We start from the raw sequence: 20,526 nt of genomic DNA on the forward strand, positions 1-20,526 counted from the left end.
GACTGGGATTAGACTAGTCTAATCCTTATAGCTAGGGTGGCTAATTCAGAAGTGAGCGCTCGTCCAAAACACCTCGTCTCAAGTCGAACCAGGCGGGACGAGCGTGCAGAGAAGGCGGTCCTAACGAATGACTCCGAGGTTTATACGCCCTGGCCCATCAGGTGACTGCGGAGGATGTCGTCGTCCTTGTTGCCGGCGCCGGTGTTCAGGAGGACGACCGTGTCGTCCTCGTCGAACTCGCCGTCGTCGGCCAGCGCCCACGCGCCGCTTGCGGCCGCGGCGCAGGTCGCGCCCATCTCCAGGCCCTCGTTCTGGGCGACGGCGATGGCGCTGTCGAGGATCTCGTCGTCGTCCGTGGCGACGGCCCCGCCGTCGCTCTCCCGGAGCGCGTCGAGGATGAGCGGCGACGCGCCGGGGTCGGGGATCTCGATGCCGCCGCAGATGGTGTCGGGGTGTTCGACCGGCTCGTGGCGGTCGAGGCCGCGCTCGAACGCGTCGACGACCGGCGCGCAGCCGGACGCCTGCGCCGCGTACATCGACGGCACCTCGTCGATGAGGCCGAGGTCGCGAAGCTCCTTCGCGCCCTTGTGCATGCCGACGAGGCCGACGCCGCCGCCGGTCGGGTAGACGACCGCGTCGGGCACCTCCCAGTCCTCCTGCTCGACGATCTCGTACAGCATCGTCTTCTTGCCCTCGTGGCGGTACGGCGTCTGGAAGGTCTGGAGCGGGTACCAGTCGTCGTTCTCGGCCATCGCGTCCTCGAAGGCCGCGCCGGCGTCGCCGATGCGCCCGCCCACGACCGTCATGTCGCCGCCGTGGACGTTCACCATGGCCTTGTTCGTGAACCCGGCCCGGGAGGGGAGGAAGACGTGCGAGTCGAGCCCCGCGCGGGCGGCGTACGCCGAGGCGGCCTGTCCGGCGTTGCCCGCCGACGCGAGCGCGACGTCCTCGGCCCCGTGCTGGACGGCCGCCGTGACGGCGACGGTCTGCCCGCGGTCCTTGAACGTCCCCGTCGGGTTCCGGCCCTCGTCTTTCAGGAGCACGCGGCCAACGCCCATCTCGTCGGCCAGGTCGGGGCACTCGACCAGCTGCGTCGCGCCCTCGTCCATGCTCACGGCCGCGTCGCGGGCGAAGGGGAGCAGCTCCTCGTAGCGCCACATCGACTCGAACGGCCGGTCCGCGAGCGTCTCGCGGTCCAGGTCGACCGCGTCGTAGTCGTACGCCGGGTCGAGGATGCCGCCGCAGTCCGGGCAGCGATGCGTCGCCGTCTCGGCGTCGAACGTCTCGCCGCAGTCCACGCACTCCAGTCCGACGAACGCCTCCGTCGTGTCCATGACCGACGGTCGGTGCGCCCGCCCCAAAGTCCTGTCTCTCTCGGCGTGCCGGCGGTCGCGGGTCGCCGTCAGCGGCGAGAGCCGGGCGCGCGTCTCACAGCCGTTTTGTAACGTCCGCCCCACGTATCGGGCATGCAAGAGGACGCGACTGTCGTGGTGGCCGGCGGCGGACTGGCGGGGCTGGTCGCCGCGCGCCACCTCGCCGCGGCCGGGGTCGACGTGCGACTGTTCGAGCGCGAGGACGAGGTCGGCGGTCGGGTCCGCACCGACCGTGAGGACGGGTTCACGTTCGACCGGGGGTTCCAGGTGCTTTTCACCGACTACCCCGCCGCGGAGCGCGAACTGGACTTCGACGCGCTCGACCTCCGAGCGTTCACGCCCGGCGCGTGCATCGCGCGCCCGGGCGAGCGCTCCATCCTCTCGGACCCGCTCCGGGACATCGGCGCGCTCACCGACTCGGTGTTCAACCGCGAGGTGCGGCTCCGGGACAAGTGGCTGACCCTGCAGCTCCGCCGGGAGCTGTCGAAGAAGTCCCGCGAGGCGATCTTCGAGGGGCCCGACCGCTCCATCCGGGAGTACCTCCGCGACTACGGCTTCTCGGAGGCGTTCGTCGAGAACTTCGCCGCGCCGTTCTACGGCGGCATCACGCTCGACCGCTCGCTGTCGACCTCCAAGCGCGTCTTCGAGTACACCTTCCGGGCGCTCTCGAACGGCTCCATCGCGGTCCCCGCGAGGGGGATGGCGGCGATCCCGGAGCAGATCGCGTCCCGGGCCGAGGCGGCCGGCGCGGCGGTCGAGACGGACGCCGCGGTGGACGCGGTCGACGCCGGCGGAAGCGGCGACGGCGCGGCGACCGGCGGCGGACCGGTGACCGTCTCCGTCGGCGGCGAGACGGTCGACGCCGACGCCGCCGTCGTCGCGACGGACCCGCAGTCGGCCCGCGACCTGGCGGGCGTCGGGGCGATCCCCACGGAGGCCCGGAGCTGCGTCACGCAGTACTACGCGTACCCCGCCCTCAAGCGCCTCGACGCGGGCAAGCGCCTCATCCTGAACGCCGGCGGCGCGGACCCGAACCACGTCGTCGACATCTCGGCCGTCGCGCCGGAGTACGCGCCCGACGACACCACGCTCCTGTCGGCCACGTTCCTCGGCGAGCGCGAGGAGAGCGACGCCGAACTGGAAGACCTGACCCGCGAGGCGCTCGCCGGGTGGTACCCCGAGCACTCCTTCGCCGACCTCGAACTGGTCCGCACCGAGCGCGTCCCCTTCGCGCAGTTCGACCAGCCGCCGGGCTTCCGCGAGACCCTGCCAGGCGTCCGCGCGCCGGACGGCCCGGTCTACCTCGCCGGCGACTACACCGGGTGGTCGTCGATCAACGCCGCGCTGGAGAGCGGCCGCCGCGCCGCCGAGGCGGCGCTCGCGGACCTAGAGGAACGAGCGTAGCTCGCCGAGCGGCGGGAACTCCAACGGCTCGCCGGCGTCCTCGTCCCACACCACCGGGCGGAACGCGTCCGGGTCGGTCACCAGCGGCGAGGCGAAGTCGCTCGCCCGCATGCCGTTGACCGTCACGCCGGCCGCGAGACGGGTGAACGCAGGGAGCATCACCACGTCGGCGCCGCAGTAGACGCCCGGGCCGACGAGGTAGCAGGGCCGCTTTTTCCCCTCTATCTCTATCGCCGGGTGGTCGTGACCGACGACGTACCGGTCGGCGTCCGTTTCGGGCGCTTCGTGCCCGTGGCAGACGACCGTCTCGCCGTCCGCGAGGCGGTGCTCGGCTGGCGCGGAGCCGTCGTACACGGCGTCGAGGAGACCGTCGTGATTGCCGGGCGTGACGACGAGGTCCGCGCCGGCGTCCCGGACGGTCGCTGCGAGTCGGTCGACGGTCTCCTCGACCCCGTGGGGCACGTAGTCGAACGCCTCCAGCAGGTCGCCGGCGAGGACCACCTCGGCCGGGTCGAACTCGTCGATCAGGACGGCGAGGCGCTCGGACAGGTCCGTCCGCTCGCCCAGCGGGAACTCGACGTTCGACGCGGCGGCCTTGCCGACGTGGAGGTCCGACAGGACGAGCGCGTCGGCGGCCGGCAGGAAGCAGGCGCGGTCGCGGAGCCTCATCGGGTCGGTCGTACGTCAGTTCGGGATCGACCGCACGGAGACGTGCGGTCGGCCCGATACACGGTTACGACCGTCCCTATCATTCCTCGGGGCCGCCGTCGGCCCGCACCGGCTGGCCGATGGCCGCCGCGAGGTCGTACTCGGTACCGGTCAGCACGAACAGCGCCTCCTCGATAACGTCGAGCAGTTCCGGTAGCTGCCGGACGACGAGCCACGTGATGCCGACGAGCGCGACGACCGAGAGGCTCTGGGCGATGACTCGGTCCGCGATGAAGAAGGAGGCGAGGTGCGGGTCCTGATAGCCGGCGTACTCTGTGGCGACGTGGACGAAGGCGTCCTGCTGGAACCACTGCCGGCCGAACGCGACCGCGATGAACACGTTCCGGGCGATGTTCAGCACCCAGATGATCGCGACGGCGGTGGCGAGCGCCTTCGCCTTCCGGCGGAGCGGGGCCCGGACCGCGGCGATGAGGCCGCCGAAGATGGCCATGCTCCCGATGCCCGTGCAGGCGGTGACGATGTGGGTCGTGTAGGTGTGACCGGTGGCGTCCTCGAAGACGAACATCGCCAGGTAGCCGTAAACGGGGCCCTCCTTGTCGATCGGGACGAACTCCGGCGAGTAGCCGAGCGCCGTCATGACGGCGTAGGTCTGGCTCGCGACGGTCTCGACGAGGAAACGGCGGAAAAGCGGGACCGTCTCCGCGGGGAGGTAGATCAGACCCATCACGCCGACGGCGTGCGACAGCGTCAGCAGCGACTCGCGGCCGTCGTACAGCAGGTACGCCGTGTAGAGACACGCCGGCACGGCGACCAGCGAGAGCGACCCCTCGATGGCGCTTTTCATCTCGAACCAGAACGTCGGGAACACCGACAGCCAGAAGACGCCGAACAGCGCCCACGTCCCGCTCGCGAGGTAGCGCGCGACCGTTCGGCGGCCGGCCCACGTGAGCGCGGAGGCGAGGACGAACCCGAGGACGACGACCCAGGCCAGCGCGTCGGAGGCGGACGCGAGGGGGGCGAACGCGTCGGCGAGGGCGAGGACTTTCACGTCAGAACGTGTAGGGGCGTCGGATTAAAGAGTTGACGGCATCGCGCGGCGCGCGCACTATCACAGCGCTCGGGGCGGGCCCGAACCCGGCGGCGGTTTCCGCGCGCGGAGTGACCGCTCGAGGACGGGTGACGGTCGTCAGGGTTTTTTAATCGCCCCCGACAACTGTGCGGACATGGCCGACGTCCTAGAGAACAAGCGGACCGCGACGCGGTTTCGCATCCTCGTCGAGATCGCGGACCGCCAGCCCGCCGTGAGCCAAGGCGAGATCGCAGACGCCGTCGGCGTCACGAGCCAGGCGGTCAGCGAGTACATCCGCGAACTCGTCGACGACGCGCTCGTGGAGAAGGAGGGGCGGTCGCGCTACCGCGTCACGAAGGAGGGCGTCGACTGGCTCCTCTCGGAGGCGACCGACGTGCAGCGCTTCGCCGAACACGTCACCGAGGACATCCTGGGGAGCGTCCAGGAGGACGCCGCCATCGCCGCCGCCGACGTCGAGGAGGGCGAGACGGTGACGCTGTCGATGCGCGACGGCCTCTTCCACGCGACGCCCGGCGAATCGGGGCCGGCGACCGGCGTCGCCACGACGAGCGCCGCGGCGGGCGAGGACGTCGGCGTCACCGGGTTCGAGGGTATCGTCGACCTAGACCCCGGTAACGTCAGCGTGTTGCAGGTGCCGCCGGTCCGCTCGGGCGGGAGCCGGGCCGTCGACGCGGACGCCATGGCCGCGACCTGCGCGGACGCCGACACGGTCGCCGCCGCGGGCGTGGAAGCCGTCGCCGCCCTCCGGCGCGCCGGCGTCGACCCCGCGACGACGTTCGCGGCCGGCGAAGTCGCCGCCGACGCCGCGAGCCGCGGCCTCGACGTGGTCGTCGTGGCGACGGCCGACAGCGTCGGCCGGGTGACCGACGCGCTCCGCGACGCTGACGTGGCCTACGAAGTGACCGAAGCCGAGTAGCGAGCCCCCGGTCAGGCCCGCTCCACCCGCTCGGAGTGTTCCTTCGCGAGGGAGTACGCCTCGCGGACCCGTCTGAACGCCTCCTCGTCGCCGCCGTGGTCCGGATGGACCTCCTTCACCCGCGTGCGGTACGCGGACTTCACCCTGTCGGCGCTCGCCCCGCGCGGGAGGCCGAGCGCCGCGAAGGCCGCGCCGACCGCGTCGCGCTCGTCCGTCTCTCGCTCTATCTCCGGCGTCTCGAACGGCAGGCGGCCGCCGAGGTGCGCGCCCGGCATCTCGTGCTCTATCAGCACCGCCCGGGTCCGGCTCCCGTCGATGCGGAAGTAGGCGTGCGCGTCGAACGTCACCGCCACGTCGCGTTTCGGGAGGTAGAAGGCGACGCGCTGTCCGCAGACGAGGTGGTCCTCCGCGTACGGCTCGTCGATGCGCTGCAGGTACCTACGGATCTCCGCACGGCGCTTCGCCTCGCCGGGGCGCTCGCGGTCGCCACCGGCGTCCGCCCGCCTCGCCGTCGCGGAGTCGGGAAACAGGCGAGCGCCGGCGACGAACACGCCCGCGACGACCACGGAGAACGCGGCGCCGAGCGCGAGGCCGACCAGCAACCACCTGGGGAACCCCCACAGCCAGTCGAGTGCCACGGCCCCCGGTACGGACCGGGCGTCAAAGAATCCTGCTGTCGCGGCGACCGGGCCGTCAGTACACGGCGACGTCGTCGAACCGCCCGTCGTACGCGATGTGGTCGGGGTGAGTCGGTTCCGTCCCCGAGAGGAACAGTCGGTCGACCTTCTCCCACGTGTTCTCCCAGCCGAGGTGGGCCCGCTCGGCGAAGCGCCGGGCGGCGTGCGAGAGGCCGCCGCGGTGTCCGATCCGTCGCTCGACTCCCGCTTTCAGCGCCGCGGCGAGCGACTCAGCCGTGACGGGGACGTCGAGGTCGGCGCGGTCGAACGCCGTCCACGCCTCGCCGACGGTGTTCCGGAGGTGGGCGTAGGACGAGGCGAACGTCGGCAGGTTCTGCCGCGCGGCGACCGCCGCCGCCCGGCGGTTCCCCCGGTCCGTCACCTTCGGGTTGTACGCCTCGACGCCGTCTATCGCCTCCCGGTAGCGCTGGACCGCCGCCTCGTCGAGGCTCACGTTCAGAAACTCGGGGTGGGGGACGAGCACCGCGGCGTCCTGCCGGTCGAACGCGTCCATCGCCCCGTCGAGCGTGACGAAGTCGGGAACCGGATCAGTCAGTCCGATCGCGAGGACGTGCTGGCGGTTCCGCCACGACCCCGTGAACACCTCGCGGGCGGGGATCACGGTCAGATCGTCGTCGGAGTGCCGCTCCGCGGCGGCCTCGACGTCCGGCAACCGCGTGAAGTGGGGGGCGTACACCAGCGCGTCCAGGCCGCGGTCTTTCGCTCTCCGGACCACTCGCTCGTCCAGTACCTTCACGTGCATGTCGACCCGGACCTCGTCGCTCGCAGTCACGGCCCCCTCTTTTCCGAGCCGACTCAAAGGGATTCTGGTTCGATCCCTCCGCCGTCGAAACAGTCTTACGGCGCGACAGCAAGAGTGGACACGATGGCCTGGCAATGCGGCATCGACGGGTGCGGAGAGCAGTTCGGCGACGCCGAGAGCGCGATCGTCCACCAGACGAACGAACACGAGCGCCGCGAGTGCAAGGTGTGCGGCGTCGTCGTGCCCGACGGCTACCTCGCGATCCGACACGCGTTCGACGAACACACCCGCGCCGAGTACGTCCGCGCCTACGGTGCCGACTCCGAGGCGGTCCGCCAGCGCGAGCAGGTCAAGGAGTCCATCGAGCGCGAGGCGGACCTCCAGCGCGTGGTCGCCCAGTTGAACGAGGAAGGAACGGCGTAGCGCGAGGGGCTTTTTCTAAGGGAAGTAGCCGCCGCGGGGCGGTTCCTCGCTCCGACGGCGAAACGGCGGTTCCGCCGCCGCACGGCCGACCTTACTGCGCGACGGCCGGCCGCGTTGCTACCGTTACTACGCCAGTGCTGACGAAAACGAGCGTCCTCAGCGCACCTCGCCGCCCCGACGAGCGAAGCGAGTCAGGGGGCAGTGGAACGCGTCAGCGTTCCTCGGAGTCGAGCACGCGGATCTGGTCGCCGCGCACGGTGACCGGAATCGGGACGGTCGCCTCGTACAGTTCGACGGTGACCTGGTCCTTGCCCTCGTCGATGCGCTGGACCTGCGCCTTCTCGCCCTTGAACGGGCCGGCGATGAGCTCGACGATGTCGCCCTCGGCGATCCCCTCGACGTCCGGCTTGGGCGAGAGGAAGTGCTCGACCTCGGAGATGTCGCTCTCGCCCGGGACGATGCTGCGGGCGTGGGGGATCTCCTCGAGGACGCGCGAGATGATGGCGTCGTCGTCGGCCTCGACCATCACGTAGCTGGTCAGCGAGTCGGGGGCGAGCGCGGCGTGGATCGCGTCCTCCTCGCGGTTCATGATCATGTCCGCGACGGTGCGCTCCTGACTCGCGGTTGTCTTGACGGCGTAGATCGGCATCGGTCAGGCCCCCGGGACGAACGTCATCAGGAGGTAAATCGCGAAGCCGAGCATCCCGACTAACAGGATGCCGGCACCGGCTATCTTTGCGATCTGGGAGAACTCCTCCCAGGAGGGGGTGCTTGCCATCTTCAGCACCCGAACGTACGAGGTAAGGTCGTATGGAACTTTCATATTTGGAGATTGCGGACGAGCCTTTTTCTATCTATTGCTCTGCCTCACGTCGCCGAGAGAAGAGCGCGGAGGTTACTCGACGTAGTCGATGTCTTCCGCGCGCTGGGCGGCCTCTTCCTGCGCGGCCTCGTTGCGGCCGTAGATCTGCGGCGACTCGACGCCGGTGACGACGATCATCGTGCGCATGCTGCCTTCGAGGGTCTCGTCGATGGAGGTCCCCCAGATGATGCGGGCGTCGGGGTCGATCCGGTCGTAGATCTCCTCGACGACGCCCTCGGCCTCCTCGATGGACATGTCCTGCCCGCCGGTGACGTTGACCAGCGCGGAGTTCGCGCCGGAGATGTCGACGTCGAGCAGCGGCGAGCGAAGCGCCGTCTTCACCGAGTCCTGCGCCTTCGCGTCGGAGTCGGACTCGCCGAGGCCGATCATGGCGACGCCGCCCCGCTCCATCACGGTGCGGACGTCGGCGAAGTCCAGGTTGACCAACCCGGGCTTGGTGATGAGCTCGGTGATGCCCTTCACGGAGCGCATCAGCACCTCGTCGGCGACCTTGAACGCCTGCCGGACGGGGAGCTTGCCGACCGAGTCGAGCAGGCGGTCGTTCGGGACGACGATGACCGTGTCGCTCACGTCGCGGAGCCGTTCGAGGCCCGCCTCGGCGTTGGTCCGCCGTACCTCGCCCTCCGCGGTGAACGGCGTCGTGACGATCGAGATGGTGAGCGCCCCGGACTCGCGCGCGGCCTTCGCGACGACCGGCGCGGAGCCGGTCCCGGTGCCGCCGCCGAGGCCGGCGGTGACGAACACCATGTCGGAGCCGTCGATGGCGTCGACGATCTCGTCCTGCGATTCGATGGCGGCCTCCTCACCGACCTGCGGGAGCGAGCCCGCGCCGCGGCCCTCCGTCTTCTGCTCGCCCATCAGGATCTTGGTGTCGGCCTCGATGCCGACGAGGTGCTGAACGTCGGTGTTCGCGGCGACCAGCTTCGCGCCGTGGATCCCCTCCTCGGCCATGCGGTCGACGGTGTTGCCGCCCGCGCCGCCGCAGCCGACCACCGTGATGTTGGTCTGGAGGTCTTCGAGAACGTCTTTCAGTTCGTCGTCAGTCATCTTCCCCGACGGGTTCACGTCCCGGTGCGCCCCCGGGTCCGTGGGATCAGCTCCCTCGTCTTCGGCCTCGTCGATTGCTTCGTCTACGATCGAATCCATTCTTAGGCCCCATTATTTGATGCAGGTTAATTACCTTTCCCCCCGACCGCGGACAGATCCCTGATAGTTTAGGGCGAAATTAGGTCTCGAACCGGTGCGTTCGCTCCGAGTGAACCACTTCGGGGGGGATCGTCTCGCCGTCGACGGTGACCGCCTCGCCGTCGGCCAGCGCGCCGAACTCGGGCCCCTGCGGGACGCCGAGCTTCGCGGCCAGTTCCGGGTCGAACGCGGTCTCGGTGGCGACGACGGCGTCGTCCTCGACGGCCACGTCGTCGAACTTCTCGCGGAGGATCGCCGCGAGCGCCTCGACGAGGTCGTCGAGGTCGTCGCCGGCCGGGACGGCCGCGCGGCCCCTGGCGCGCGTGCCGCCCTCGCGCGTCTCGAACGCGACCGTCGCCGACGCGACCGCCTCGCGCGTCGCGTCGGGGTCGATCGCCTGCGCCTCCGCGAGCAGGTCGTCGGGCAGGGGGACGACGTCGAAGTCGGCCGGGACGCGCTCGCCGCCGCCGTCGGAGTCGGGGTCGCGGCGTCGCGCGCGGTCGCCGAACCGCAGTCCGTCGTCGACCGGGACCAGCGCCGCTTCGAGCGCCTCGGCGAGCGAGAGGGGAACGTCGTCGACCTCCCGCGCCCACGTCTCGCTCACGGCGCGGTAGCCGAGGCCCTCGATCACGCCCTCCAGCTCGGGGCGGTCGCCGTCGACCACGGCGTGGGTCGCGCCGCTTTGCTCGAACGCCCGCCGGACCACGTCGCGGTTTTCCTCCGGCGCGCCCATCGCGTCCAGACACCAGTCGGCGGCGATGTGGCCCACTGCCCACCCCGTCTCGCGTACGATCCGGGTGAACCGCGGGGCGTAGTGGCCGCCGCCGAAGCCGACGAGCGTCCGGTCGCGGTGCGGGTCGACGCCGCGGAGGTCGAGGATGGCCCCCGCGACGGCGCGCGCGCCGGCCGGGTCCTCCCACTCGGCCTCGCCGCTGCCGAGCTCGACGAACATGGACGGGACGCTCACCTCGCTCGGGCCGTGGTGCGTACACTCCATCCCGACGTCGTACTCCTCGGGCGCGCGCTCGGCGAACGCCGCGACGACGCGGGCGTGGGCGTTCGGACACGCCTCCGCGAGGGCCTGGTCCTGGCCGCCGTACTCCGCGGGACCGAAGTTCCCCGTGAAGTGCGCCGTCAGAAGCGCCCCCGTGTCGCCGGAGTGCCGCGACGCGAACGCGAGCCAGTCGGGGTCGTCGAACGCGGCCGCCGGGTCGTCGACGTGCAGGTGGAGGTCGTCGAACGTCCGGAGTTCGAAGCCGTCGGTTCGGTAGTAGACGCCGCCGCCGTCGGCGTCCGGCCGCTCCTCGTCCCGGCGGCGCTCCCAGTCGCCCAGTTCCAGCAGGTGCTCGCCGACGTGCTCGGAGGCCTCGTCCGCGCGGCTGACGACGATCGCTATCACTCGCGGCGGTTGTTCGCGGGCGGGAAAAAGCGTGTCGACAGCGACGCGTCGGCGTACGCGGAACGAGGCCGCCGGTCCGGTGGTCAGTCAGACTCGACCACGGGCTGGCCGCCGGTGGCGTTCGCCTTCGCCAGTCGGCCGACGGTCCGCACGTGGTCCATCTGCGTGAGGAACATGACGCCGCCGATGATCATGTAGACGACGGTGTAGACGATGAGCAGGTCGAAGGTGCTGATGAACTCGACCACGCCCCGGATGTGGAGGTACTCGATGAGCACCTGCGAGACGAACAGCACGAGCAGCGTCACCGCCTCGCGCATCGTGATGCGGAAGTTGATCAGCACGGCGAGCGCGAAGAAGCTCTGCGCCGCCGTGATCCAGATCTCGGCCGCCTGCTTGGAGTTGAACTCCAGCACGCCGTAGCTCCCCAGCGAGATGCTGTAGACGACGCCGAGCGTCCCGATGAGCAGCGTCCACTGGTTGAGCTTCGAGGAGATGAGCGCGTTGAAGGCCGCGGTCGTCCGCGCCTTGTTCACGAGGTAGGCGGTGACGATCAGCTCCGGGCTCTCGCTCGCCAGCGGCGCGACCCACTGGATCATGAAGAACTCGGGGATGCCGTACTGGATACCGATCTCCTCCAGCCCGTGTGCGAACGGCTCGACCGCGGTGAAGATGAGGTAGCCGGAGTAGGCGAAGAGCACGAGGACGGCAGGTATCCGCGTGGTCTTCGGCGTCTTCTGGAGGTACGCCGGCACGCCAACGTGCACCTCGTCGTCCTCGGGTTCGCCGCGGACGATGATCCCGATGTAGACGACGTAGATGCCGACGAGGATGATCAGGTCGAGCGCGCCGATCCCGCCGTTGAGCGGGACGAAGAAGGCCCACAGGGTCGCGAGCGCGAGGAAGAACACTTCGGTGGCGATGCTCCGGTCGAGCAGGACGGCGTCCTTGAGGAAGCCGTCGTTGTGTTCGACCGCCACGTCCCCGCTTGTCTTCGCGCGGTAGATGGAGAACAGGGCGATGCCGGACCAGCCGAGCCCGATGAGGATCCGGTTCGCGCCGGTCATGTTGGCGACGGCGAGGTCGCCAGCGCCGGGCCGTCCCTGACCCGCCTGCCACGCGTACAGGGCGTCGACGGCGTACTCGGGCGCCACCGCCAGGATGGCGAGCACGGCGATGGCGAACGCGCGCGGCACGTCCTTCTCCGCGGTCTCGGCGCCCCAAGCGAGCAGGAACGACGCGCCGAGGACCGATAGTCCGCTCACGGCGACGGTGCCCACGTGACCGAGCGACTCCGCCATCCCCGTGAGGTCGACGACGACCCACGGGATTGTCACCAGCGTCACGACCGCGACGGCGACGAGAGGGTGTTGCAGCCGATTCTTCATCATCAGGGTGGACAGCCACGCCGAAGGTAGTTCTTGCGTTGTCCGGAGAGCGTGTCTGTTATTGTGACACGGAACGGCGTGTCGCACATGGACGTCTACGGACTGGTCGGCAACCCCGTCGGCCACTCGCTGTCGCCGCCGATGCACGAGGCGGCGTACGACGCGTTGGACATCGACGCGCGCTACGTCACGTTCGAACCGGAGAAAGGCGACATCGCGGCCGCGGTCGAGGGCGCGGACGCGCTCGGCGTCGCCGGGCTGAACGTCACCATCCCGTTCAAGCGCGACGTGCTGGAGGTCGTCGAGGCCGACGATCTCGCGACCCGCATCGGCGCGGTCAACACCGTCGACTTCTCGGGCGACCGCCCGACCGGGCACAACACCGACGCCGCGGGCGCGCGCCGATCGCTCGAAGACCACGGCGCGGACCTCGACGGCGCTTCGGCGGTCGTCGTCGGCGCGGGCGGGGCGGGCCGCGCGATCGCGTTCGCGCTGTCCGACGCCGGGTCGACCGTCCGGATCGCCAACCGCACCGAGTCGACGGCGCACGACCTCGCCGACGAGGTGCCCGGCGCGAGCGGCCACGGGCTCGACGCCGTTCCCGAACTCCTCGCGGACGCCGACGTGCTCGTCAACGCGACGAGCGTCGGGATGGAGGAGGACGCCTCACCGGTGCCCGCGGACGCGCTCCACGGGAACCTGACGGTGATGGACGCGGTGTACACCCCGCTGGAGACGCGCCTGCTCCGGGACGCGGACGCCGCCGGCGCGACGACGGTCGACGGCGCGTGGATGCTGCTGTATCAGGGGGCGGAAGCGTTCGAGCGCTGGACCGGCCGCGACGCCCCCGTCGACGCGATGAACGAGGCGCTCAGGGATCGTCTCGAACCGATGGCGGACGAGTTTAAGTAGGGCGAAAATCTATTGTCAGCCAATGGTGCTGAAAAAGCTGAAGTCGTTGCTCGGATTCGACGACGACGAGTCCGACGCCGAGCGACAACGCGACGTCGGCGTGACGGTCGAGCGGGAACCCGCGGAGGAGCCCGACACCGGGTCGGAGGACGCGGTGAAGGGGACCGACACCTCCCCGGGGGCGGGCGAGACGGCCGCGGGAAGCGGCGCGGCCGAGCCGTCCGAACCGACCGACGCGCCATCCGAACCGACCGACGCGGCGAGCGTCGAGGAACCCGACGAACCGGTCGTCGAGGCGGACGACGAGCCGGCTGCCGGAGAGAGCGAACCCGCCGAGCCGGCCGACGAGGCCGCCAGCGAGGACGAACTCATCGAGGAAGCCGTCGAGGACGAGACCGCGGAGGAGGCCGAGGAAGACGAGACCGCGGAGGCGGCCGGCGAGGAGACGGCCGCCGAACCGTCCGACGGGGCTGACGGCGAGGACGTCACCGAGATCAAGGGGATTGGCCCGGCCTACGGCGAGCGCCTGGCGAACGTCGGCATCGACAGCGTCGCGCAGCTGGCCGACGCCGACGCCGAGGAGATCGCGGCCCAGACCGACCTCTCCGAGAAGCGCGTCAGCGAGTGGATCGAACGGGCGAAGGTCCGATAACCGGAAGAGCGTTGGTGAGCGGTGACTTCTCCTCGGACATGACTGACCCCGTCGCGACGACCGACCGCGAGTCGTTCCGCCGGACGGCCGCGTCCGCCCCGGCGGGCGCCCGTGTCCCCGTCGAGGTCCGCGTCCGCGTCCCGGATCCCTTCGATGCGTACCGCCGGGCGCGCCGCGGCGACGGCGGCGACGCCTACCTCGAAACGACCGGCGGGCAGTCCGGCTGGGGCTACTTCGGCGTCGACCCGGTCGACCGACTGACCGTCAGCGCCGACGCCGCGGGCCGGAAGGGACACCCCTCGCTCGCCGCGCTGGAGGGGTTGCTGGCCGGCGAAACCCTCCACCGGGGAGACTGCGACGTTCCCTACCCCTGCGGCGCGATCGGGTGGATCTCCTACGACGTGGCCCGCGAACTGGAGGACCTGCCGGCGTCGGCCGAGGACGACCGCGGCCTCCCCCGACTGCAGGTCGCCGCCTACGACCGCTTCGCCGCGTGGGAGGAGCCCCGCGACGCGGCCGACGGCGGTGGCGAAGGGTCGGACGCCGACGAGGTGGGCGTCGTCCTCCGCGTGACCGCCTGCCCGCGCGTCGGCGGGCCAGACGCCCCGACCGAGGACGATATCGTCGCCGCGTACGAGCGCGGCCGGGAGCGCGCGCTGGAACTGGCGCGGGCGGCCGTCGACGGCGACGCGACAGTCGGCGACCCGCCCGCCGAGACGGACGCCGCCACCTTCGAGAGCGACTGCGGCCGCGACGCCTTCGCGGACCGCGTGCGGACCGTCAAGGAGTACGTCCGGGCGGGCGACACGTTTCAGGCGAACGTCTCCCAGCGCCTGACCGCGCCCGCCGCAGTCCACCCCGTCGAGGCGTTCGACGCCGTCCGGCGCGTCAACCCCGCGCCCTACTCCGCGCTGCTGGAGTTCCCCGGCGTCGACCTGGTGAGCGCGAGCCCCGAACTCCTCCTCGAACGCGAGGGCGACCGCCTCCGGACGGAACCGATCGCCGGCACGCGCCCGCGCGGCGCGACGCCCACCGAGGACGAGGAGCTGGAGGCGGACCTTACGACGGACGAGAAGGAGCGCGCGGAGCACGCGATGCTGGTCGACCTCGAACGCAACGACCTCGGGAAGGTCAGCGAGTACGGCAGCGTCGCGGTCGAGGAGTACCGCCGCGTCGACCGGTACTCGGAGGTGATGCATCTCGTCTCCTCCGTGACAGGCGAACTCCGCGACGACGCGAGCCTCGCCGACGCGATAGCCGCGACGTTCCCCGGCGGCACCATCACCGGCGCGCCCAAGCCCCGGACGATGGAGATCATCGACGAGGTGGAGGCGACCCGGCGCGGCCCCTACACCGGCAGCGTCGGTATCTTCGGCTACGACGGGCGCGCGACGCTGAACATCGTCATCCGGACGCTCGTGCGCAGCGGCGACCGGTACCACCTGCGCGTCGGCGCGGGCGTCGTGGACGACTCCGACCCCGACCGCGAGTACGACGAGACGCTCGACAAGGCCCGCGCGCTGGTGACTGCCGTCGACGAGGCGCTCGGCGAGCGGGCGGGACTGGCGGTAGAGGGCGACGAGTCGAGCGACGCGGCGACCGCCGCGGCCGAGGCGCCCGCCGACGCGGACTCCGACGGTGGTGCGCCGTGATCCTCGTGATCGACAACTACGACTCGTTCGCCTACAACCTCGTCCAGTACGTCGGCGAGGCCGTCGCCTCACCGTGCCCCGCGACGGAGTCGGGGAACGGCGGCGGGGCCGCCACCGTCCTCGACCGCGACGCCGACGGCGTCGTCGTCCGGCGCAACGACGGGATAGACGTCGCGGGGATCCGCGAGCTGGACCCGGACGGCATCGTCGTCTCGCCCGGCCCGGGAACGCCGGCGGAGGCGGGCGTCTCGATACCGGTCTTCGCCGAGACCGACTACCCGGCGCTAGGGGTCTGTCTGGGTCACCAGGCGCTCTGTGCCGCTCACGGCGCGCCGGTGGGGCGCGCGCCGGAGGTCGTCCACGGCAAGCCCTCGCTGGTCACCCACGACGGCGAGGGAGTCTTCGAGGACCTGCCGGACCCCTTCGAGGTCGGACGCTACCACTCGCTGGCGGTCGAGCGCGCGGACCTCCCGGACCCCCTCGTCGAGACGGCGCGGACCGACGACGAGCGCGCCGTCCTGATGGGCGTGCGCCACGAGTCGAAGCCCCACGTCGGGGTCCAGTTCCACCCGGAGAGCATCCTCACCGGCACCGCGGAGCGCGAGGCCGGTGACGAATCGACGGCCCGGTCGCTCGACGCGGGCAAGCGATTGATACGCAACTTCGTATGCAGTACCACGTAGACGGCGACCTCGTCCCGGCCGAAGAGGCGACGGTGAGCGTCCGCGACCGCGGGTTCATGTACGGCGACGCCGCCTTCGAGACGCTGCGGGCCTACGGCGGCGACGTGTTCGAGTGGCGCGCCCACGTCGAGCGCCTCGAACGGACCTGCGAGTCGCTCGGCATCGACCACGGCGTCTCCGACGCCGACCTGCGCGTCCGCGTGCAGGAGGTGCTCGACGCGAACGACCTCGACGACGCCTACGTCCGCCTCTCGATCACCCGCGGCGTCCAGCCCGGGAAGCTGACGCCGAGTCCCGACGTGGACCCGACGGTGGTGGTGATCGCGAAGGAACTCCCCCGAGGTGGCGTCGAGGGGTCGCCAGTGTGGGACGACCCCGCGACCGTCCAGACGGTCGAGACGCGGAAGCCGGCCGACGCCGCGCTCCCGGCCGACGCGAAGACGCACAACTACCTGAACGGCATCCTCGCGCGCAACGAGCTCGTCGACGCCGACGAGGCGCTCCTGCGCGGCCCGGAGGGGGACGTCGCCGAGGGCGCGACGAGCAACCTCTTTTTCGTCGACGACGCCGGGCTTCACACCCCGAGCGAGGACCTGCCCATCCTGCCGGGGGTCACGCGCTCGGTCGTCGCGGACCTGGTCGAGTCGGAGACCGACGTGCCCCTCCGGACCGGTCGCTACGCGTCGGAGGACGTCCGCGAGGCCGAGGAAGCGTTTCTCACCAACACGTCCTGGGAGGTCCGCCCGGTCGCCGCGGTCGACGGCGTGGAGATCGGCGACGGCCCGGTGACGAACCTGCTGGCGCGCCTGTTCGACGCGCTGGTCGAGCGCCGGCACTACTGACGGCCGCCCCGCGCCGGGGCGCTTTCGCACCATTCAAACCGCCCGGCCTCTCAGGACCTCCATGGACGAGGACGACCGGATCGCCGACGCGGACGACGTGCCCGACGACGGGACGCTCCTCTTTACGGTCCGCGACGGCTTCGACGAGACGGAGGTCGTGCTGACGCGGCTGAACGGCGAAAGCGGTGGCGACGGCGTCGTCGCCTGGAAGAACTACTGCCAGCACTGGACCGACGTGCGCCTCGACAAGGGGTCCGGCGCGGCGATGCGCGACGGCGAGATACTCTGTGAGAAACACGGCGCGACGTTCCGCGCGTCGGACGGCGAGTGCACGCACGGCCCCTGCGAGGGCGCGACGCTGGACGAGGTCGACGTGTCGGTCGAGGACGGCGGCGTCTACCTCTCGGACGACCGCTTCGAGTTCAAGGCGGTCGGGCCGTCGGCGGACGTCGACCTCTCGACCGGTAGCCGGATCGACTTCGACGGGACGTAGCTACAGGTCCCGGGCCTTTCCCAGATGTCGGAGCGTCCCGCCGCAGTCGGAGCACTCGCGGGAGTCCACCCCCGTCGTTCTGGCCCCGCACGTTAAACATTCGTACGCTTCGATCCCCTCGGTCGTGATTTCCGGGCGCATATTCTCCATATTGGTGTGTGACAAAGTAACTGGTTCCCTGAGACACCTAGGAGACGTTAAATTCTCTACCGACTCCTAGAGGGAGGAAAGTTCACGAACGGGCACGGCGCCGGCTACTCGACCTTGAACGACGGTTCCTCGATCGACTCGCTCTTGCACTCGGGACACCGCGAGGGGCGGTTCGCCAGGTCGTCGAAGTCGGTGAAGCCGCAATCGCGACACTCCGGCGGCGCGGCGAGCAACTGCTCGCCCGTCCCGTCGAGCGAGCGCGCGACGTGCTGGACGTGACTCAGGGCGACTTCGGCGGTCGTGTCGAACTCGGTGGCGAGCGCGGAGAGCGACAGCGTCTCCTCGCGCAACCGGTCGGCCATCCGCTCGCGGGTGGTGGCGTCGGCCTCGCGCATACGCCCTCTCGACGCTCCGCGGATAAAGGCTTTCAGGGCGAACCGGACGAGGGGCCAGGGGCCGCGCAACCCGACGGTAGGAGCTTCGATCCTTCGGAGCCCTCGTTCGCTGCGCTCGCGACTTTTTCTGGTCGGCGTTTGTTGGCCGACGGCCGCCGAAGGCGTCCAGAGGGGAAAAAGATGCCTTATTTGGTAAAGAACGGCGGCTCGTCGCGTTCGTCGAGCGCCCACTCCAGCTCCGCGATGGCCCGCAGGAGTTCGACTTCCATCTCGTCCTCGACGGGCGTCGTCGGCGGGTCGTTCGCGTCGTATTTCTCCTCCAGCGCCTCGATCCGGGCCCGGATCTCGTCTTCCGATCTCATTGAATGGTTCGGGAAAGGAAGCCGAGGCTAATAGAAGGTGGTGCTTGCCGGCGGTCAGAGGGCAGAAGCGATAGCGGCGGCAGTCAGCCGCCGTCCCGCCGTCGCGGAAGTCGGTCGCCTATCGCTTGACGCCGCGGACGTCGATCTGGACGTCGGCGTTGCCGGGCAGGGCGTCGACGCCGACGACCGACAGCGCGGGCCGGCGGCCGTTAAAGAAGTCCGCGTCCGCCTCGCGGACCGCGGACGCCGCTCCCGCGTCCGTCAAAGCGAGTCGGTTCAGCTATTGCTAGCTCTACTGATGCGAACACTCATCGGGGACATTCCGACTGTTTTATGGTATTGCGAGCGGAGCGATTAGCACAAGCTAAATGTCTACTGGTCAGCAGCGCAACGAGCAGATGCGCGAGTTCGAGTTCGTCGTCCGGTTCGATCCCGGCGCGGACGAGTTGATGGACGTGTTCCGGAACCACTCCAGCCTGGTCGCCCGGTCGTCCGTGTGTTTCACCACCGAAGAGACGATGTGGCGCATTGACCACGTGAAGGGGGAAGCGGACGCGCTGGAGGCGTTCGACGACGTGTTCCTCGACGAGGGGCGGTGCAACGAGTGTCTGGACGTGCAGGACTGCGAGACCCCGCGGACGTACCACACCCTCGACCGGAAGGCGAACTCCCGCACCGTCTACACCTTCCGCGAGGAGGTCCACCGCTGTCGCTCCATCCCGTACTACGTGCTCCAGCACGTCGGGGAGGGCGTCGTGTTCGAGTCCCGGCGCAACGGCGACGAGTACCGCTGGCGGATCCTCTACTCCGGCGACCAGCCGATCGGGGAGCTGTACGACGCCATCGAGGAGAACCTGCGCGACGGCCTCGCGCTCGACGTCTCGCACATCTCCCGGGCGGGCAACTGGGACGCCCACTCGCGCGCCTTCGCGAAGCTGTCGCCGAAGCACTGGGACGTGTTAGAGACCGCGGTCGAGCAGGGGTACTACGACCGGCCGCGCGCGGTCACCGTCGCGGATCTGGCCGACGACCTCGGCGTGCCGCGCTCGACCGTCCAGTACCGCCTCCGGACCGCCGAGGACCTCATCGTCTCGGAGTTCGTCGACGAGACGCTCTGACCCCGCACCGTGTCGGGCGGTCACATCTATCGAAGGATAAATGACTTACTACGGGGCGTCGACTGGTAGGGTATGGACGCTGTCGTACTCGCTGGAGGATATGCAACTCGCCTCTGGCCGATCACGAAGAATCGGCCGAAGATGTTTCTGCCGATCGGCGACTCGACGGTCGTCGACCAGATCTTCGAGGAACTCGAAGCCGACGACCGGATCGACGATGTCTACGTCAGCACGAACGAGCGCTTCGCGGAGGACTTCGAGCGCCACCTCGCCGAGAGCGAGTACGAGAAGCCGACGCTCTCCATCGAGGACACCTCCGAGGAGGACGAGAAGTTCGGCGTCGTCGGCGCGCTCGCCCAGCTCGTCGAGCGCGAGGGCGTCGACGACGACATGCTCGTCATCGCCGGGGACAACCTGATCAGCTTCGACATCTCCGACTTCGTCGACTTCTTCCAGCGCAAGGGGGAGCCGACCCTCGCGGCCTACGACGTCGGATCGAAGGAACTCGCCAAGTCCTACGGGCTCGTCGAACTGGAGGGCGAGCGGATCGTCGACTTCCAGGAGAAGCCCGACGACCCCAAGAGCACGCTCGTCTCCATCGCCTGCTACGCCTTCACCGCGGACACCCTCGGCGCGCTGGACGAGTACCTCGCCGGGGACAACAACCCCGACGAGCCGGGCTGGTTCATCCAGTGGCTGCAGTCCCGCCAGCCGGTGTACGCGTTCACCTTCGACGAGGCGTGGTTCGACATCGGTACGCCCGAGAGCTACCTCGAAGCCGTCGCCTGGCACCTGAACGGCGACAACCGCATCGCCGACGACGCGACGGTCGAGAACACGACCGTCGGCGAGAACGTCCACGTCATGAGCGGCGCCGAACTCGTCAACTCGAACGTCGACTCCTCGATCATCTTCCCGAACACGACCCTCATCGGGAGCGACATCCGCAACTCCATCATCGACCGCGAGACGGACTTGGAAAACCTCGATCTGGCCGGGGCGCTCATCGGCGCGCACACGGAGATCAGAAACGGCGATTAGGAACGGGGCGTAACGGCGACTAGGAGCGGCGGCGGGCGTCCGGCCGCCGACTGACG

The 20,526-nt window shown here is 70.0% G+C and carries 25 protein-coding genes; 11 read left to right on the top strand and 14 right to left on the bottom strand.

The window, feature by feature from the left end:
* Positions 1–140: 140 nt before the first annotated feature.
* Positions 141–1,334, bottom strand: coding sequence for a threonine synthase (locus tag D8670_RS09370; protein WP_121817851.1), 1,194 nt, complete (start codon positions 1,332–1,334; stop codon positions 141–143).
* Between the two features lie 132 nt (positions 1,335–1,466).
* Here D8670_RS09370 and D8670_RS09375 point away from each other — a divergent pair, with 132 nt between their 5' ends.
* A complete protein-coding gene (locus tag D8670_RS09375) occupies positions 1,467–2,777 on the top strand; it encodes an NAD(P)/FAD-dependent oxidoreductase (protein ID WP_121817852.1) in 1,311 nt (436 codons plus the stop codon).
* On the opposite strand, the gene D8670_RS09380 is transcribed toward D8670_RS09375, so the two are convergent.
* Both D8670_RS09380 and artA read right to left on the bottom strand, forming a co-directional pair.
* On the bottom strand, positions 2,760–3,446 hold the full coding sequence (locus tag D8670_RS09380; protein WP_121817853.1) for a metallophosphoesterase: 687 nt from the start codon (positions 3,444–3,446) through the stop codon (positions 2,760–2,762). The genes D8670_RS09375 and D8670_RS09380 overlap by 18 nt on opposite strands.
* 79 nt (positions 3,447–3,525) lie before the next feature.
* Positions 3,526–4,494 (bottom strand): archaeosortase A, encoded by a 969-nt coding sequence (gene artA, locus D8670_RS09385; RefSeq protein WP_121817854.1) that lies wholly within the window; start codon positions 4,492–4,494, stop codon positions 3,526–3,528.
* A gap of 175 nt (positions 4,495–4,669) precedes the next feature.
* Between artA and D8670_RS09390 the strand changes: the two genes are divergently transcribed.
* Positions 4,670–5,452, top strand: coding sequence for a DUF7839 domain-containing protein (locus D8670_RS09390; protein ID WP_121817855.1), 783 nt, complete (start codon positions 4,670–4,672; stop codon positions 5,450–5,452).
* Between the two features lie 11 nt (positions 5,453–5,463).
* Here D8670_RS09390 and D8670_RS09395 read toward each other — a convergent pair whose 3' ends face one another.
* Together D8670_RS09395 and D8670_RS09400 are read right to left on the bottom strand one after the other, a co-directional pair.
* Positions 5,464–6,090 (bottom strand): J domain-containing protein, encoded by a 627-nt coding sequence (locus D8670_RS09395; protein ID WP_233752218.1) that lies wholly within the window; start codon positions 6,088–6,090, stop codon positions 5,464–5,466.
* 55 nt (positions 6,091–6,145) lie between these two features.
* Positions 6,146–6,892 (bottom strand): PHP-associated domain-containing protein, encoded by a 747-nt coding sequence (locus D8670_RS09400; RefSeq protein WP_121818576.1) that lies wholly within the window; start codon positions 6,890–6,892, stop codon positions 6,146–6,148.
* 123 nt (positions 6,893–7,015) lie between these two features.
* Here D8670_RS09400 and D8670_RS09405 point away from each other — a divergent pair, with 123 nt between their 5' ends.
* Positions 7,016–7,315 (top strand): DUF7565 family protein, encoded by a 300-nt coding sequence (locus D8670_RS09405; protein WP_121817856.1) that lies wholly within the window; start codon positions 7,016–7,018, stop codon positions 7,313–7,315.
* Between the two features lie 211 nt (positions 7,316–7,526).
* On the opposite strand, the gene D8670_RS09410 is transcribed toward D8670_RS09405, so the two are convergent.
* The 5 genes from D8670_RS09410 to D8670_RS09430 form a co-directional block, all read right to left on the bottom strand.
* Positions 7,527–7,964 carry a transcription elongation factor Spt5 gene (locus tag D8670_RS09410; RefSeq protein WP_121817857.1) on the bottom strand — a complete coding sequence of 146 codons (438 nt, stop codon included), beginning with the start codon at positions 7,962–7,964 and terminating at the stop codon, positions 7,527–7,529.
* Positions 7,965–7,967: 3 nt separating this feature from the next.
* On the bottom strand, positions 7,968–8,138 hold the full coding sequence (locus D8670_RS09415; RefSeq protein WP_121817858.1) for a protein translocase SEC61 complex subunit gamma: 171 nt from the start codon (positions 8,136–8,138) through the stop codon (positions 7,968–7,970).
* 72 nt (positions 8,139–8,210) lie between these two features.
* On the bottom strand, positions 8,211–9,344 hold the full coding sequence (ftsZ, locus tag D8670_RS09420) for a cell division protein FtsZ (RefSeq protein ID WP_121817859.1): 1,134 nt from the start codon (positions 9,342–9,344) through the stop codon (positions 8,211–8,213).
* Positions 9,345–9,423: 79 nt separating this feature from the next.
* Positions 9,424–10,782, bottom strand: a complete 1,359-nt coding sequence (locus D8670_RS09425) for a D-aminoacyl-tRNA deacylase (protein WP_121817860.1) — start codon at positions 10,780–10,782, stop codon at positions 9,424–9,426.
* 83 nt (positions 10,783–10,865) lie between these two features.
* On the bottom strand, positions 10,866–12,170 hold the full coding sequence (locus D8670_RS09430; RefSeq protein ID WP_121818577.1) for a sodium:calcium antiporter: 1,305 nt from the start codon (positions 12,168–12,170) through the stop codon (positions 10,866–10,868).
* Between the two features lie 87 nt (positions 12,171–12,257).
* Between D8670_RS09430 and D8670_RS09435 the strand changes: the two genes are divergently transcribed.
* The 6 genes from D8670_RS09435 (at position 12,258) to D8670_RS09460 (ending at position 17,404) form a co-directional block, all read left to right on the top strand.
* Positions 12,258–13,082 carry a shikimate dehydrogenase gene (locus tag D8670_RS09435; RefSeq protein ID WP_121817861.1) on the top strand — a complete coding sequence of 275 codons (825 nt, stop codon included), beginning with the start codon at positions 12,258–12,260 and terminating at the stop codon, positions 13,080–13,082.
* 22 nt (positions 13,083–13,104) lie between these two features.
* Complete coding sequence (locus tag D8670_RS09440; RefSeq protein WP_121817862.1) at positions 13,105–13,734, top strand: helix-hairpin-helix domain-containing protein; 630 nt, start codon at positions 13,105–13,107, stop codon at positions 13,732–13,734.
* 38 nt (positions 13,735–13,772) lie between these two features.
* On the top strand, positions 13,773–15,386 hold the full coding sequence (gene pabB, locus D8670_RS09445) for an aminodeoxychorismate synthase, component I (protein ID WP_121817863.1): 1,614 nt from the start codon (positions 13,773–13,775) through the stop codon (positions 15,384–15,386).
* The gene (locus D8670_RS09450) at positions 15,383–16,069 is read left to right on the top strand and encodes an anthranilate synthase component II (RefSeq protein WP_121817864.1); all 687 of its coding nucleotides are present in this window, start codon (positions 15,383–15,385) and stop codon (positions 16,067–16,069) included. Before pabB ends, D8670_RS09450 begins: the two co-directional genes overlap by 4 nt.
* Positions 16,054–16,911 carry an aminotransferase class IV gene (locus D8670_RS09455; protein ID WP_121817865.1) on the top strand — a complete coding sequence of 286 codons (858 nt, stop codon included), beginning with the start codon at positions 16,054–16,056 and terminating at the stop codon, positions 16,909–16,911. Before D8670_RS09450 ends, D8670_RS09455 begins: the two co-directional genes overlap by 16 nt.
* Positions 16,912–16,972: 61 nt before the next feature.
* Positions 16,973–17,404 (top strand): Rieske (2Fe-2S) protein, encoded by a 432-nt coding sequence (locus D8670_RS09460; RefSeq protein WP_121817866.1) that lies wholly within the window; start codon positions 16,973–16,975, stop codon positions 17,402–17,404.
* On the opposite strand, the gene D8670_RS09465 is transcribed toward D8670_RS09460, so the two are convergent.
* The 4 genes from D8670_RS09465 to D8670_RS20890 all read right to left on the bottom strand — a co-directional run bounded on the left by D8670_RS09465 (position 17,405) and on the right by D8670_RS20890 (position 18,576).
* On the bottom strand, positions 17,405–17,554 hold the full coding sequence (locus tag D8670_RS09465; RefSeq protein WP_310732514.1) for a rubrerythrin-like domain-containing protein: 150 nt from the start codon (positions 17,552–17,554) through the stop codon (positions 17,405–17,407).
* A 104-nt stretch (positions 17,555–17,658) separates the two neighbouring features.
* Positions 17,659–17,949, bottom strand: coding sequence for a transcriptional regulator (locus D8670_RS09470; RefSeq protein ID WP_121817868.1), 291 nt, complete (start codon positions 17,947–17,949; stop codon positions 17,659–17,661).
* A gap of 185 nt (positions 17,950–18,134) precedes the next feature.
* Positions 18,135–18,311, bottom strand: a complete 177-nt coding sequence (locus D8670_RS20885; protein ID WP_162994249.1) for a hypothetical protein — start codon at positions 18,309–18,311, stop codon at positions 18,135–18,137.
* A 118-nt stretch (positions 18,312–18,429) separates the two neighbouring features.
* Positions 18,430–18,576 carry a RidA family protein gene (locus D8670_RS20890; RefSeq protein WP_162994250.1) on the bottom strand — a complete coding sequence of 49 codons (147 nt, stop codon included), beginning with the start codon at positions 18,574–18,576 and terminating at the stop codon, positions 18,430–18,432.
* 103 nt (positions 18,577–18,679) lie between these two features.
* On the opposite strand from D8670_RS20890, the gene D8670_RS09475 reads away from it, so the two are divergent.
* Together D8670_RS09475 and D8670_RS09480 are read left to right on the top strand one after the other, a co-directional pair.
* On the top strand, positions 18,680–19,429 hold the full coding sequence (locus D8670_RS09475) for a helix-turn-helix domain-containing protein (protein ID WP_205254068.1): 750 nt from the start codon (positions 18,680–18,682) through the stop codon (positions 19,427–19,429).
* Positions 19,430–19,501: 72 nt separating this feature from the next.
* Complete coding sequence (locus D8670_RS09480; protein ID WP_121817870.1) at positions 19,502–20,470, top strand: nucleotidyltransferase family protein; 969 nt, start codon at positions 19,502–19,504, stop codon at positions 20,468–20,470.
* Positions 20,471–20,526: the final 56 nt, after the last annotated feature.

The sequence above is a fragment of the Halostella limicola genome (genome assembly GCF_003675875.1).
In the GTDB taxonomy this organism is placed as follows: domain Archaea; phylum Halobacteriota; class Halobacteria; order Halobacteriales; family Natronoarchaeaceae; genus Halostella; species Halostella limicola.

What these genes read in the sequence shown, in the direction of transcription:
- D8670_RS09370 (WP_121817851.1), bottom strand. Translation starts at nt 1,334, where the DNA reads ATGGACACGACGGAGGCGTTCGTCGGACTGGAGTGCGTGGACTGCGGC.
- D8670_RS09410 (WP_121817857.1), bottom strand. Translation starts at nt 7,964, where the DNA reads ATGCCGATCTACGCCGTCAAGACAACCGCGAGTCAGGAGCGCACCGTC.
- D8670_RS09405 (WP_121817856.1), top strand. Translation starts at nt 7,016, where the DNA reads ATGGCCTGGCAATGCGGCATCGACGGGTGCGGAGAGCAGTTCGGCGAC.
- D8670_RS09460 (WP_121817866.1), top strand. Translation starts at nt 16,973, where the DNA reads ATGGACGAGGACGACCGGATCGCCGACGCGGACGACGTGCCCGACGAC.
- D8670_RS09430 (WP_121818577.1), bottom strand. Translation starts at nt 12,170, where the DNA reads ATGAAGAATCGGCTGCAACACCCTCTCGTCGCCGTCGCGGTCGTGACG.
- D8670_RS20885 (WP_162994249.1), bottom strand. Translation starts at nt 18,311, where the DNA reads ATGAGATCGGAAGACGAGATCCGGGCCCGGATCGAGGCGCTGGAGGAG.
- D8670_RS09470 (WP_121817868.1), bottom strand. Translation starts at nt 17,949, where the DNA reads ATGCGCGAGGCCGACGCCACCACCCGCGAGCGGATGGCCGACCGGTTG.
- ftsZ (WP_121817859.1), bottom strand. Translation starts at nt 9,344, where the DNA reads ATGGATTCGATCGTAGACGAAGCAATCGACGAGGCCGAAGACGAGGGA.
- D8670_RS09415 (WP_121817858.1), bottom strand. Translation starts at nt 8,138, where the DNA reads ATGAAAGTTCCATACGACCTTACCTCGTACGTTCGGGTGCTGAAGATG.
- D8670_RS09435 (WP_121817861.1), top strand. Translation starts at nt 12,258, where the DNA reads ATGGACGTCTACGGACTGGTCGGCAACCCCGTCGGCCACTCGCTGTCG.
- D8670_RS09455 (WP_121817865.1), top strand. Translation starts at nt 16,054, where the DNA reads ATGCAGTACCACGTAGACGGCGACCTCGTCCCGGCCGAAGAGGCGACG.
- D8670_RS09475 (WP_205254068.1), top strand. Translation starts at nt 18,680, where the DNA reads ATGTCTACTGGTCAGCAGCGCAACGAGCAGATGCGCGAGTTCGAGTTC.
- D8670_RS09380 (WP_121817853.1), bottom strand. Translation starts at nt 3,446, where the DNA reads ATGAGGCTCCGCGACCGCGCCTGCTTCCTGCCGGCCGCCGACGCGCTC.
- D8670_RS09465 (WP_310732514.1), bottom strand. Translation starts at nt 17,554, where the DNA reads ATGGAGAATATGCGCCCGGAAATCACGACCGAGGGGATCGAAGCGTAC.
- D8670_RS09400 (WP_121818576.1), bottom strand. Translation starts at nt 6,892, where the DNA reads ATGCACGTGAAGGTACTGGACGAGCGAGTGGTCCGGAGAGCGAAAGAC.
- pabB (WP_121817863.1), top strand. Translation starts at nt 13,773, where the DNA reads ATGACTGACCCCGTCGCGACGACCGACCGCGAGTCGTTCCGCCGGACG.
- D8670_RS09480 (WP_121817870.1), top strand. Translation starts at nt 19,502, where the DNA reads ATGGACGCTGTCGTACTCGCTGGAGGATATGCAACTCGCCTCTGGCCG.
- D8670_RS09390 (WP_121817855.1), top strand. Translation starts at nt 4,670, where the DNA reads ATGGCCGACGTCCTAGAGAACAAGCGGACCGCGACGCGGTTTCGCATC.
- D8670_RS09375 (WP_121817852.1), top strand. Translation starts at nt 1,467, where the DNA reads ATGCAAGAGGACGCGACTGTCGTGGTGGCCGGCGGCGGACTGGCGGGG.
- D8670_RS09440 (WP_121817862.1), top strand. Translation starts at nt 13,105, where the DNA reads ATGGTGCTGAAAAAGCTGAAGTCGTTGCTCGGATTCGACGACGACGAG.